At 36.3% G+C, this 14,446-nt stretch carries 9 protein-coding genes; 7 read left to right on the top strand and 2 right to left on the bottom strand.

Features of this window, described 5'->3' with window-relative positions:
* Positions 1 to 444 precede the first annotated feature (444 nt).
* The 7 genes from GUB10_RS04415 (at position 445) to GUB10_RS04385 (ending at position 12,590) form a co-directional block, all read left to right on the top strand.
* Positions 445 to 879, top strand: a complete 435-nt coding sequence (locus GUB10_RS04415) for a hypothetical protein (RefSeq protein WP_193710233.1) — start codon at positions 445 to 447, stop codon at positions 877 to 879.
* A gap of 81 nt (positions 880 to 960) precedes the next feature.
* Entirely contained in the window at positions 961 to 1,374 is a 414-nt protein-coding gene (locus GUB10_RS04410; RefSeq protein WP_193710232.1) for a hypothetical protein, read from the top strand.
* 191 nt (positions 1,375 to 1,565) lie between these two features.
* Positions 1,566 to 3,128 carry a type I restriction-modification system subunit M gene (locus tag GUB10_RS04405; RefSeq protein WP_193710231.1) on the top strand — a complete coding sequence of 521 codons (1,563 nt, stop codon included), beginning with the start codon at positions 1,566 to 1,568 and terminating at the stop codon, positions 3,126 to 3,128.
* A 59-nt stretch (positions 3,129 to 3,187) separates the two neighbouring features.
* Entirely contained in the window at positions 3,188 to 4,432 is a 1,245-nt protein-coding gene (locus tag GUB10_RS04400) for a restriction endonuclease subunit S (protein ID WP_193710230.1), read from the top strand.
* A 61-nt stretch (positions 4,433 to 4,493) separates the two neighbouring features.
* The gene (locus GUB10_RS04395) at positions 4,494 to 5,696 is read left to right on the top strand and encodes a PD-(D/E)XK nuclease family protein (protein ID WP_193710229.1); all 1,203 of its coding nucleotides are present in this window, start codon (positions 4,494 to 4,496) and stop codon (positions 5,694 to 5,696) included.
* A gap of 10 nt (positions 5,697 to 5,706) precedes the next feature.
* The gene (locus GUB10_RS04390; protein WP_193710228.1) at positions 5,707 to 8,583 is read left to right on the top strand and encodes a type I restriction endonuclease subunit R; all 2,877 of its coding nucleotides are present in this window, start codon (positions 5,707 to 5,709) and stop codon (positions 8,581 to 8,583) included.
* Positions 8,584 to 8,888: 305 nt separating this feature from the next.
* Positions 8,889 to 12,590: a T9SS type B sorting domain-containing protein gene (locus GUB10_RS04385; RefSeq protein WP_193710227.1), complete on the top strand. Its 3,702-nt coding sequence runs from the start codon at positions 8,889 to 8,891 to the stop codon at positions 12,588 to 12,590.
* A gap of 23 nt (positions 12,591 to 12,613) precedes the next feature.
* Here GUB10_RS04385 and GUB10_RS04380 read toward each other — a convergent pair whose 3' ends face one another.
* Together GUB10_RS04380 and GUB10_RS04375 are read right to left on the bottom strand one after the other, a co-directional pair.
* Entirely contained in the window at positions 12,614 to 13,846 is a 1,233-nt protein-coding gene (locus GUB10_RS04380; RefSeq protein WP_193710226.1) for a serine hydrolase, read from the bottom strand.
* Positions 13,847 to 13,936: 90 nt separating this feature from the next.
* On the bottom strand, positions 13,937 to 14,278 hold the full coding sequence (locus tag GUB10_RS04375; protein ID WP_193710225.1) for a cyclic-phosphate processing receiver domain-containing protein: 342 nt from the start codon (positions 14,276 to 14,278) through the stop codon (positions 13,937 to 13,939).
* Positions 14,279 to 14,446 lie beyond the last annotated feature (168 nt).

Below are 14,446 nucleotides of genomic sequence, written 5' to 3'. Positions count from 1 at the left end.
AGTCACTTAAAATTATAATAATTTTAAATAAAAAATGAACAAAAAACGCAACCATCCCTTCTTCAGCAAAGCTGAATTCATCCCCTCCTTGCCAAGTAGGGGAGCGCTTATCGGTTAGTTAAGTGAATTGAAATTGCACCTTCCCTTTTGAAGGGAAGGTGGCTTCTTCTGCGATAGCGGAAGGAGTCGGAAGGGTTGATATGGGATAGCATTTAGGTAAATTTAATTAGTTAAAAATCAGTTTTCCAAGCTTAAAGATTATCAAACTTTAAATATTTGTGTATTCGTGGCAACTTTTTTAAACTTCCAATCTGAATCCATTATATCAATATCGCCGTTTTTCAAGTTTATTTGGAATGGGGTTTCGCAATGACAAATCAAATTATCTTTTACACGGTCACTTAAAACTCTCCAAAAATTAATCATTCCGAAAATCTATTAAATATGAAATTCAGGCATTTTTTTATATCGCTTCTACTCCTTTACTTTTTCAATAATACCATTTTCGCCCAGGCCATAAGGGAAAAAACTAAATATGGAGAACAAGTCTATTTTCTGGAAGGAAATGTTCTAAAACAAAAAAATAAATATGGAGAGGAACTATTCTACTGGAACGGCGAGGAAATTAAACTAAAGAATAAATACGGCAAAAGTCTTTACTATTTAGATGGCAACACGCTAAAACTCGACAATAAATATGGCGATCGGCTATACGAATTTGATGCTTATTATATCCGATACCGTAATAAATACGGTCCAAAAATCTGGTATTTAGATGGACGGGTTTTAAAACGAAAAGATACATACGGCGACCCGGTTTATTATTTTGAAGGCATCCCTGATAGATGGTTACTGGTGGCTTTGTTGGATCTTGCCTAGGAATGAAATTAAAATTTATAAGCTCACGACACCGCTTGTCTTTAACTTATTTCATATTAGTCCACATAAATAAAAATAACTATGGAAGCGATCCCTTTCTTCAACGGACTCTCAAAAACACAATCATTTGAAAAACTTTCAGAATTCACTATCAAAGAAGCGCTACTGACTTGTGTTCTATCAGATTTTGATCCCGATTCTTTTATAATAGAAAATCATGATAATCGCTGCCTTACTTTTAATAATGAAAAATACCTTTTTTTTATACTAATCGAAAAAGACCAGGCAATTCTTGAAGAAATTAAAGAAGCCATGGATACCATTCAACATTTACACACCGCTATAATTCAGATAGAACTCGACCTCGATCTTTCAAATTATAAAAGGTATTTTCGTTTAAGTGTAAATGATATTATTAAAGGTGGAGTCAAAAGAGGAATTCCTAAGAAAAACCTCTTTTTTACCTTACTAAAAGATTTATACGGTAAAAACTGAAAATGCGCTGTAATTTTCCAATGCAAACTGTCAGTGAATCTCTTAAAAATAGCTTTTAATTCTTTAAGATTTTATTTAGATTTACCATCATTTACATTTTCCATAGTCCCTACACTTTGGAAGCTGAAATTCTAAACCATCACTGAATTCATGGCAGAATCAGACTTCCTATTAATTACCCTAAATAAAAAATGACCCAATCTAAACAACAACTGGAACAACAACTCTGGAATATCGCTAACACGCTCCGTGGAAAAATGGGAGCAGACGAATTCCGGGATTATATTTTAGGCTTTATTTTCTATAAGTACCTGAGCAGGAAGATGGAACTTCACGCCGATAAAATCTTAAAACCAGACAAGCTTACTTTCAGGCAACTGGAAGGCCATCCGCAGGAAAAACTTTATCTTGAAGCTGTTAAGGAGGATGCTTTGGTGCATCTGGGATATTATCTAAATCCTTCTGAATTATTCAGCGAACTTGCCCGGCGTGGCAATGGAAATGGAAAAAGTAAATTCATTCTTGGAGATCTTGCCAAAGTGCTTACCAATATTGAGCAAAGCACGATGGGGAGCGAAAGCGAAGAAGATTTCGGGAATCTCTTTGAAGACCTGGACCTTACCAGTAGTAAACTTGGTAAAACCGAGGAAGCTAAAAACGAACTTATTGTAAAAGTACTCACCCATCTGGACCAGGTAGATTTTGACCTGGAAAATACCGAAAGTGATGTGTTGGGCGATGCTTATGAATACCTGATAGGAAAATTCGCTTCCGGTGCCGGAAAAAAAGCCGGAGAGTTTTATACCCCGCAGCAGGTAAGTAAAGTCCTGGCGAAACTGGTGACCATAGATAAGAAACAGATTAAAAGTGTTTACGACCCTACCTGTGGCTCGGGCTCGTTGCTTTTAAGGGTTTCCAAAGAAGCCGAAGTTGGTGCTTTTTACGGGCAGGAAAGTAATCCTACTACCTACAACCTGTGCCGAATGAATATGATTATGCACGATGTGCATTACAAACGTTTCGATATTTATAATGAAGACACGCTGGAAAATCCTTCGCCAGATCATATAGACGAACGCTTTGAAGCTATAGTGGCAAACCCGCCGTTTTCTGCTAAATGGAGTGCGAGCCCTTTGTTTATGAGTGACGACCGCTTTTCAGCTTACGGCAAACTAGCCCCTAAAACCAAGGCCGACTTTGCTTTTGTTCAACATATGGTACACCAGCTTTCCACTACCGGGACCATGGCTTGTGTGTTACCGCATGGCGTATTGTTTCGCGGTGCGGCCGAAGGCCATATTCGTAAATATTTAATTAAGGACAAGAATTACCTGGATGCGGTAATTGGTTTACCTGCCAATATTTTCTACGGAACAGGCATCCCAACCTGTATTTTGGTACTAAAGAAAAACCGGGAAAATCAGGAAGACATTTTATTTATTGATAGCAGTGAACACTTTGAAAAAATAAAGACCCAGAATTACCTGCGGAAAAAAGATGTTGAAAAGATTATTGATACCTATAAAAGCAGGACCACCCTCGATAAATTCAGCTATGTTGCCAAACTGAGTGAAGTAGAAGAAAACGATTACAACCTCAACATCCCCCGCTATGTAGATACTTTTGAAGAAGAAGAACCGATTGATATCAATGCCGTTGCTGCCGAATTAAAAAATTTGGAAAAAGACATGCGTACAACAGATACTGAAATAGCCGATTTCTGTAAGCAATTAGGAATTGAACAACCTTTTTAACTCAACTACGTCATGCTGTCCCGAAAACTTTCGGGATTGTTTCAGCATCTAATACACTTATGACAGAAGAAAAACAAATAGAAGATAGGAAGTTAATTGAACACAAAGCTGTTCCCAAACTTAGGTTTAGGGAGTTTGATGATGAATGGGAGTTTAAAAAATTTGGAGAAATAACTACAAAAGTTGGTAGTGGAAGTACTCCAAAAGGGGGTAGCAATGTTTATCAACAGAAAGGAATACCATTTATACGTAGTCAGAATGTAATTCAAAACCAGTTAATCCTTGATAATACATTTATTTCTGAAGAAATTAATAAAAAAATGAAAGGCAGCATAGTTCGCCCAAATGATGTGCTTTTAAATATCACTGGAGCTTCAATTGGTAGAAGTTGTCTCGTTCCTAACGATTTCAAATGCGGAAATGTAAATCAGCATGTTTGCATAATTAGGCTAAAAAATAATTACGCCCCTAAGTTTATTCAGGTTTTTCTTTCTTCTGAAAAGGGACAAAGACTGGTTGATCAGGGACAAACAGGAAGTGGAAGAGAAGGATTAAACTTCCAAAGCATCCGATTATTTAAAAGCAGATTTCCCTCCCTCCCCGAACAACAAAAAATCGCCTCTTTTCTATCTGCGGTAGATAAAAAAATCCAACAACTCACCCGTAAAAAAGAACTCTTGGAAACTTATAAAAAGGGAGTAATGCAAAAGTTGTTTTCGCAGGAGATTAGGTTTAAACCTGCCCAGAGCGGAGCCGAAGGGAATGACAATGGGAAGGATTTCCTGGCCTGGCAGACAAAAAGATTGGGAGAAATATTTACCATTACTGCTGGAGGCGATATAAAGAAAGGTAATGTAAGTAAGTTAAGAACTGCTCAATTTAGATATCCAGTTTATGCAAATTCTGATAAGAATAAAGGATTATACGGCTATTCTGATATTTACAAAATAGACTATGACTGTGTAACAGTAACTGGGCGAGGCGCTTTAGGAATTGCAAATGCAAGGGTTGAAAAGTTCTATCCGATTGTAAGATTACTCGTATTAAAACCTAAACAAAAAGGTAATGTTATTTTTTACGAAAATTTAATTAATAGCTTTAATTTTTTCATTGAAAGTACTGGAGTGCCACAACTAACTGCGCCACAAATTTCAATATATAAAATGAAAATTCCTTGTTTTGAAGAACAACAAAAAATAGCAGATTTTTTAGCTGCCATAGATAAAAAAATAGAAGCTGTTTCACAGCAAATTGAAAAAACACAATGCTTTAAAAAAGGGCTTTTACAACAAATGTTTGTGTAACCCAATATAACTTATGATCAACCAGCGAAATCTTCAGAACCTACTACATACCACTAAAAAATTGGTTAAGCATCACCAGGAATTAATTGAAATAAAAGGAGAACATTTTAATCTGTTTTCTATTTTAAAAATCGAATCGCGGGAAAACAAAACTCATTCAGCTTTTATCTCAGAATTATTAAACCCGAAAGGATGTCATTTACAGGGATCGAAATTTTTAGAATTATTTTTTCAGGTTGTCGATAAGGAAGTTTCTGAAGAAAATAGACTACAAGAATTATTCAGTAATTCGGCAAAAACTCAAGTCTTTACCGAATTCGGAATAGGCAGAAGGAATGACTTAGAAAAAAAAGGGGGAAGAGTTGATATATATTTAAAAAATCGAAACTATACCCTTTGTATTGAAAACAAAATTTATGCAGCAGATCAACATACCCAAATTGAACGGTATTGCAATCATAATTCAGGCAGGAATACAGTAATCTATTTGACCCTTAAGGGAGATGAACCATCAAAAGGAAGTTGCGGAAGTTTAGAGGCAGGGAAGGATTTTATTCTTTTAAGCTACAAAAAACATATAATTGAATGGCTAAATTTGTGCTTGAAAGAAGTGCCCAACATTCCAAGTATACGGGAATCTATAAATCAATATATTTTATTAGTTAAAAAGCTAACTCATAACCTAAATATGAAACAAGAACAGGAATTAAGAGATACAATGGCAAGATATTTAGAAGAGGCTTCCTTTATTGCCGGCAACTATGATTCAATGATTACCGATTTCAAAAATAAATTTAGAAATGATGTTAAAAAAGCATTGGAAAATCATTTAGATACTAATAATTATTCTCTTGAAAAAGGATCGGCTGTTACGGCGAACATTTCCCAATTATGGATTATTATTAATTCTGTCGATAAAGAAGAATTCAAATTTGGTATTGAATCATTTAGCGGTAGCGGGCATAATAATGGAGATATGTTCATTGGGCTTTTCGATAAGGTAGCATCACCTGTTCTTAAAGATATCCCTTCGGAAAATGAAAAAAATCAATGGTGGAGGTTTACTCGTCAATTAAGAACTGAGGATGGAAATCCAATTAATCTTCATCACATTTACACTCTTAAAATTTTAGCCAGACCAGAGAGTAACGAATATCAGGAATTACTAAATCGAGTAGTAAAAACAAGTTTAGAATTTATAGAAAGATATGAAGAATTACTCAATGCCTCAATTATTAAAAAAGTTGAAAAGGTTTCTTCTTAATCCATAAGTTATGAGCTACCAATCTGAAGCCGTATTAGAAGACAAGCTGGTAAAGCAACTGGAAAAACAGAAGCATAAAAGGGTTCAGGTAAATTCTGAGGCTTCGGTATTGGCAAATCTTAAAAATCAGCTGGAGGCTTTTAATAAAACCACATTTTCAAAAAAGGAGTTTGACACTATCTTAAACCACCTGGCAAAAGGCAATGTTTTTGAAAAAGCCAGGACCCTTCGTGGCCGGTTTCAACTCACCCGCGAAGAAACAGGAGAATCTTTTTACGCACGCTTTTTTGATTCAGAAGACTGGACAAAAAATTTGTTTCAGGTCACCAACCAAATTTCCCAGGAAGGAACTTATAAAAACAGATATGATGTAACAATTTTGATAAATGGCCTTCCCCTGGTGCAAATTGAACTTAAAAGACGTGGTCTTGAACTCAAAGAAGCTTTTAAGCAAATTAACCGGTATAAACGCCACTCCTACTGGAACAACTACGGTTTGTTTAATTTTGTGCAGCTCTTTGTGATAAGTAACGGAGTTGATACCAAATACTTTTCTAATAATCCGCTTCAAGCCCTCACGTTCAAACAAACCTTTTTCTGGGCCGACGAACAGAACAGAAATATTAAAGAGCTTTTTGATTTTTCGAAAGTATTTTTAGACCCTAATCATCTGGGAAAAATGCTGTCTAAGTACATCGTATTTAATGAAACGCATAAAATTTTAATGGTACTTCGCCCCTACCAGTTTTATGCTTCCGAAGCTATTATTCATCGGGTAAAAACAAGTACCAATAACGGCTATATCTGGCACACTACAGGTTCGGGTAAAACGCTCACTTCTTTTAAAGCAAGCCAAATCCTGATGGATCTGCCGGAAGTTCATAAAGTAGTTTTCGTGGTAGACAGGAAAGATCTGGATTACCAGACAATGAAAGAGTTTAACAGCTTTAAAAAAGATTCTGTTGATGTTACAGACAATACCAATTCTTTGGTAAGTCAGTTTACCGATGACAGTAAACTTATACTTACCACTATTCAAAAACTTAATAATGCGATCTCTCCCGGGAGATACCAGTCCAGGATGAAGAACCTCCAAAACAAACGAATGGTCTTTATCTTTGACGAATGCCACCGAAGTCAGTTTGGCGACACCCACCAAAAGATCACCAGCTTTTTTAACAACCTCCAACTTTTTGGTTTTACCGGCACTCCAATTTTTGCTGATAACGCCGCTAAAAATGACCTGGGAAAACGTACTACGAAAGATCTCTTTGGAGAATGTTTGCATAAATATGTGATTACGGATGCTATAAGAGACCAAAATGTGTTAAAATTTAGTATTGAATATATAGGTAGGTATAAGCAAAAGAGCAACACTTTTATAGATATTGAAGTTGAAGATATAGATAAACGGGAAGTTTTAGACAGCTCAAAAAGACTGGAAAAAATTACCGGTTACATCATTAAATACCACGATACTAAGACAAAGAACAGGGAGTATTCTTCAATTTTCGCTGTAAGTAGTATTTCTAATTTAATTACCTACTACGAGCATTTTCAAAAGAAAAAAGAAGCCGGGGAACACGATTTACGAATAGCCACTATTTTCACTTATGGTGCTAATGAGGAAGATGAAGAAGCCGGGGGACTTTTACCAGACGATCAATTACTGGCTGCAAATACGGCTCCGCTTTATAAAACAAGCCACACCCGGGAAAAGCTGGATGAGTTTATTGAAGATTATAATAAAATGTATAGCACCGCATTTTCAACACGAGACAGCAAACAGTTTGAAAACTATTTTAAAGACATAAGCAAGCGGCTCAAAGAGCGGGAGAAAGTCGGTTTTAAAGATAAAGATCGGCTGGATATTGTTTTGGTGGTAAATATGTTCCTTACCGGTTTTGATGCTAAGAAAGTAAACACCTTATATGTAGATAAAAACCTGCGACATCACGGACTTATCCAGGCATTTTCCAGAACCAATAGGATCCTGGACGAAAAGAAATCACAGGGAGAAATTTTATCCTTTAGAAATCTTAAAAAAGCTACTGATGAGGCCATAGCGCTTTTTTCTAACAAAGAAGCGAAAGAAGACATCCTCCTACCCGATTACGAAAAAATTACCGAGAAATTTTCTAAAGCTTTTATTGAGCTATTGAAGATCGCGCCCACGGTAAAAAGTGTAGATAATTTACCATCGGAAGAAGAGGAACTGCAATTTGTAGAGGCCTTCCGGGCATTAATCCGTGCAAAAAATGTACTGACCTCCTTCGCCGATTTCGATTGGGAAGACGTACCGATGGACGAGCAGACTTTTGAAGATTATAAAAGTAAGTACCTGGATTTATATGAAAAATCGAAAAGTGACCACCAAAAAAATAAAACTTCCATTCTTGATGATGTAGATTTTGAATTAGAATTAATTCATAGGGACGAAGTGAATGTGGCTTATATTTTAAAACTTCTCGCCAACTTAAAACAGGCCGAAGGAAAAAATGCAATACAACAGAAAAAACAAATTCTGGATATGCTTGCCGGAGATGTAGAATTGCGGAGCAAGCGCGAATTGATCGAGAAATTTATAGAAGAACACCTGCCAAAAATAAGCGATATTGATGCTATCCCAGACGAATTTGAGAAATATTGGAACGACCAACGGGTACTTGCGCTTGCAGAATTATGTGAGGAAGAAAACCTGGATAAGGAGCAATTTAAATCCTTAATAGATGCCTACATCTATAACGAACACGAACCTTTACGCGATGATATTTTTAAATGCCTGGACAACCGCCCGAGCGTGCTAAAAGCAAGAGAAGTTGGCGAAAGGATTATCAATAAGATGAAGGAATTTGTGGAGGTGTTTGTTAGAGGGGTTGGGGCTTAATGATAAATTCAATGATTATGTAAACTTAACCGTTACCATCAAACAAGGCGACATACGCGAATTTGAAAATACTGGGGTTTATCCAGAATACCTGCTTTTTCAACCTCCCCGGTACTAAACAAAGTTGGAGAGTGAAGGTCAAGAAAAAACCACAGACCGGTAATTTAAAAAGTAAAGGAGCAGTCGTCTATGAATACAGCTTTGACGACCACTTTTGTAAATTTAGAAAGGTTAAAAGTGATGGTTCTTTCTCTGTCTGGATAGAACCTGAAAGTATGACTATAGAAATGAGAGATTAAAATAGAATGATGCCCCTTTTTATAAAGTATAAAGAAATTATTATTGGTATGCTTTTGTTGATGCTTCCAATTTTAAATTATGCCCAATGCCCTTCGGGAGATATCCTTTTGGAAACTCAGCAAGAGGTAGATCAATTTGTCTTAGATTACCCCAACTGTACTCAAATAAAAGCTAATTTAACCATAAAAGAATGGGATGTAACAAACCTGTCTTTTCTTGAAAACATTACCCGTATTAACGATAACCTTAGCATACATTTAACCAATGCTCAGTTTTTAGCCTTAGATAATCTAGAATTTGTAGGAGGAGACCTCGTGATAACTAACAACGAATATGTTGAGCATCTTAATTTCCCTAATATAAATTCAATTGGAAGAAACCTTGTCATTAATGGCAACACCAACCTCCTTTCTATTTCAGGTTTTGAAAAAATCACATCGCTTAATCACCTTGCCATTAGTGATAATTGGTATTTAGAAACCATACCGGAATTTGGAAAGCTAGAGACACTCACAGAAGTTACTCAAATTATTGAAAATGAACACCTAAAAGAAATTCGCGGTTTCAATGCCCTTATTTGTGCCACCGGCATAATGATTCACGGGAATGATTTATTAAAAACTATAGATGGCTTTCATTCAATAAAAAAAGTAGCCGGAAGTTTTGGGGGTCTCTCCATTACCTATAATACTTCGATAGAAGAAATTAAAGGTTTTGAAAACTTAGAGCATGCTAGCTATATACATTTGGTTTCCAATAGTGGCGCAAGCACACCAATTAATACAGTTCCTGTTTTTTCTTCCCTTACCGGTGCCGGAAGTGTTCAATTGGCGGGTTCCAACTTCCCGAAAATTTACAAAGGTTTTGAAAATCTGGTACAGGTTGGGGGCGTGACTATAGATGGTTTACGAAAAGTTGAAGAGTTTACAGGTTTTAACAAAATTGAAACGGCAGTAAGGGTGGTTGTAGCTAATAACAACCAGATGATAAAACTCAATAGTTTTGCTAAACTTCAGGAAACCCAATATGAATTCGTAATTAAACGAAGTAAGAATCTAGAGGAAATAGGAGATATCAAAGAACTAAAAAAAGTAGGTCATAATTTTGCGCTGGGAAGCCTCGCCATAAAGGATTTTGATTTTATAAGTAATTTGACAGAAGTAGGAAATACGTACTCTGAATTTGACATAGGTGAACTGCCAAACCTGGAGGATTGTTCTGGTCTTTCAAATTTGCTAAAATACGGCTATGTCCTGGATCCTATGTGGGTTAAAATAGATTTGCCCGGTTGCTCCACAATCGATGAAATTATTGCTTCTGCAGATACCGATAAGGATGGCATATTGGATACAGTTGATAACGACGATGATAACGACGGATTAACAGATGTACAGGAAAATGGGGGAAATGAATTTTTAGATACAGATGGCGATTTTCTACCAGACCATGTGGACTTAGACAGTGATAATGATGGCTGTCTCGATAAAGATGAAGGGATAAATCATTTTCAGGAATTCTCTCTTTCGCCGGTAATAAATAATCATCCGGAATTTTCGGAAATTGAAGCGGGTAGTAATATATCTTTTACTGCAGATGTTGCAAATGCTAATATTTTTCAGTGGCAGTTAAGTAAAGATAACGGAACTAGCTGGATAGATATACAGGATAATGTTTACTACAATAATTCTAAGGAGAGCACTTTAAAAATTCAGAATACACCGGAGTATTTTCATAATTATCTTTACCGTCTTAAAGCGGGAAACACTTCAAGCTCCTGTTCGCAATGGGTAATATCCCGCTTTGCATCTTTGGTTGTAAAATCTACTAGTTTAGGAAACCCCGGAGAAGATACAGAAGTTACTATATGTCCTTCTGAAGGGAAAATAGATCTTTTTTCTCTTATTAACGGGACGCCCGATAGCGGGGGGCAATGGAGTCCGCCACTAAATAGTGGAAGTTCAATTTTTGACACTGCTAAAGATACAGAGGGAGTATATCAATATTCTTTTAAAAACAATAACTGCCAGAGCGCTACGGCGAATATTTCGGTTTATTTTGAATCAGTACCTACTGCGGGATTAGATGGAAATCTTAGTATTTGTAAAAATGGAAATCCTGTAGATCTTTTTGAAATGCTAAATGGAGAGCCTTCGCCCGGAGGAACCTGGTCTCCGGCACTTTCTGGAAATAACGGAAAATTTGATCCGCAGATTGATAAAGGAAACATGTATACATATACAGTTAACTCGGGTAATTGTGCCCCATCTACTGCAAAAGTGACAATAAATTTAATTGAAGAAGAACTTAATGCTGGTGAAGATATAAATCTTGAAATATGTGATAATCAAGAACCGGTTGATCTTTCAGCCTACTTAAGTAAGAACGTATATTCTGGGGGCACCTGGTCTTCTAAGCTTAATCAGGATGGTTATTTTGACCCGAAAGTAGATTCACCCGGGGATTATACTTATACGGTCTCTATTGATGGTTGCGGAACAGATGAAGCACTTTTTTCTATTAAAGTGATGGAGGGACCAAATGCAGGAATGGACTCGGAGGTTGCGCTATGTGAAGACGCTGAATCCTATAAGCTTCTTGATTTTATATCTGGAGATCCCGACGAAGACGGTATGTGGACTCCGTCTCTGGCAAGCGGCACCGGAGACTTCGATCCTAAAATTGATGCTGCGGGTACGTATACCTATACCGTAGAAAATAATTCCTGTGGTAAAAAAACTGCCAGACTAAAAGTTTCAATTATTCCAACTCCCAATACAGGTGAGGATACTGAATTGGAAATTTGCGAAAATGATAATTCTGTGAACTTATTTACTTTGTTAGGGACAAATACAGAATCAGGAGGTACATGGTACCCGGAATTAAAAGAAGGAGCTAATATGTTTAATCCGAAACTGGACGACTCTGGAGTATATGAATATCGAATTGAGACAGAAAACTGCGGCTCTTATGTATCTTTTGTAAACGTTTATGTAAACAAATCTGGAAACACGGGAAAATCTACTTCTGTTTCAGTTTGTGAAAACAGCCCTTCATTTGATCTTTTTAAACTACTTGGCCCCAATGCTGAAAAAGGAGGGGTCTGGACTCCCATGCCTCAAAGCAATAACAGTATTTACAATCCTGCTGTAGATAGCCCGGGAGTATATACATATACCATTAATCAGGGCAAATGCGGTTCATCAAGCTCTACAATAAGTATTAATCTCGATGGAAGTGAGCTTATTCAAAATTATAAAATAAAGACCTCAGAATTTCATGAAACTAATTTTATTGAAATTGATATTTTGGATAGCGGAGCGTATGAATACTCATTAGACGGTGTAAATTTTGGCCCGCAAAATCGCTTTTCTGAATTATCTGGTGGAGAACATTCCATATTTGTAAAAGAAATTAATGGTTGTGCTTATCTAACAACAAAGGTTACCATTCTTGATTATGATAAATTCTTCACTCCTAACGGAGATGGCTATAATGACTATTGGAAAATTACTGGTATTCAAGGTAATCTCCATCAGATATATATCTATGATCGTTATGGCAAACTACTAAAAGTTCTAAGCTCCAAAGATAAAGGTTGGGATGGTATTTTTAATGGCAAACCGATGCCATCAGGTGATTACTGGTTTAGTTTAGAAATGAAAAATGGTGTTATTTATAAAAATCACTTTTCATTAATAAGGTCTTAAAAAAAGGGAGTTAGTATATAAATTTAATCTTTATATATCCTGGTAGCTGCATAACATGCGTCCCTAATGCCATAGGCAAGTTCAAAAAAGCTTTGATCATTTTCATCGGAAGGATCAATTCTGATAAAGTTGGCAGATGCCAAAACAGTTATCCCGGTTTCTTGATTATGTCTTAAAGTTGAAACATAGCTCAAATGTGCGCCATCATGACCGTAACCAATTCCGTCATTAAAGACCAACCCCAAACCATATAGTCCATGAGCGTCATCAGCAATTTGCATTTCGGTCATTAATTCTACATTTTCAGAATTCACACCAGCCTGTCCTGTTAATAGTAGCTTTATCCATTTGGTTATATCCCCGGCTGTAGATACAATGTTTCCTTCTGAGACATGAGGCGACATATTATCTTCGGAAGTTTCTATTCCAGGATTTCCATCAATATATAAGTGTGAATTTATATATGGTGTTCTAATTGTTACATCGTTTCCTTCCCAAACACTATAGGTATGGGTCAAACCTAAGGGAGTGATAAATTTTTCTGTAATATAATCACTGTAAGTCATCCCCGATACTATTTCAATTATTTTTCCGAGTATGTTATACCCGGTGTTTGAATAGTGAAAAGCAGTATCGGGCAAGCTCGTACTCAATTGATGTTCTGCATTTATTCCCACCAATTCATCAAAAGTAAAAGTATGACTTTCATTTTGGCTGCGAATGTAGTCTACATATTTTTCTCCAGCATATGGCGCAGGTACGGTATCTGGTATTTCATTATTTATAACGTCAAATACCCCGGCGCGATGTTGTAATAATTGCTTAATAGTAATTTGGCTACGATAAGGAATATCATAGGCAGGATTGTTTATTATATAGGTTCCCAAAGTATCGTCAATACTTAATAATCCATCTTGTTGCAAACGCATAATCGCTGCAGCCGTAAACGTCTTACTAATACTCGCTATCCTAAAATGGGTGTCGGGATTTGGAGTGGGTGTGATATTACTCGAAGCCATAAAGGTGCCCGAAGGACCAGTGATATAAAGCATTACTCCAGATTTTTCAATATTCCATTTCTCGTCAAATTCTTTATAAACGCTATCTGCTACCCGCTGTAAGGATACCTGTACCTGGTTGTTTTTAACATTGTCTTTTTCGCAGGAAGATAAAATGGTATTGCAGCCAAGAAGAAAACAAAATAAAAGAATTTTAATGTTCGAAATTCCGGGGTTTTTAAATTTTATCGTTTTCATTTGGCTACTGCTATTTAGTTGGTCTATGTTGCTATACCTTGCTTTTGGGACAGAGAAAAACAAAGCAAGCTTCAAAAATAGAAATTAAATTTATAGAAAACTTCCTTTTTTAAACTGAATATAATTATTCAATAATCCCCTAATCTGCTCTGCCGCTACAGGATTAGCAGAATGCACCTTGAATTTTAAATTCCGCAGATCAAGACCAGATTCATACACCAACCATTTCGCCGCGGCATAACCATCGGGAGCCACTTCTCCATTTTCATCCAGCCCCAAATCATTATCGAAGCTAATAAATTCCGGAAGGCCGTTTTGTTTAATGTACTTTACGAAATCAGCATAATTCCTTACCACCACAAAATCTTTGGCTACAGTTTTATCAAACACCATTTCGGGGCTACGGATATCATCGAGAAATAATTTTTTCATATACTTCTTTTATAGCTGAATAAGATAAAAATCCGCTTCATTTTTTCTGAACTTCCTTTACCCCTACATATTGGAAGATTTACAGACTGAAGCGGATCTATTCTTAACATTAAACAACACGAAGCAATTAACTTCACTACTTATATTTTCAAAGATGCAGGGAGAATA

Source organism: Salegentibacter sp. BLCTC (genome assembly GCF_015143665.1).
In the GTDB taxonomy this organism is placed as follows: Bacteria; Bacteroidota; Bacteroidia; order Flavobacteriales; family Flavobacteriaceae; genus Salegentibacter; species Salegentibacter maritimus.
This window is presented reverse-complemented; position numbering and strand designations above follow the sequence as displayed.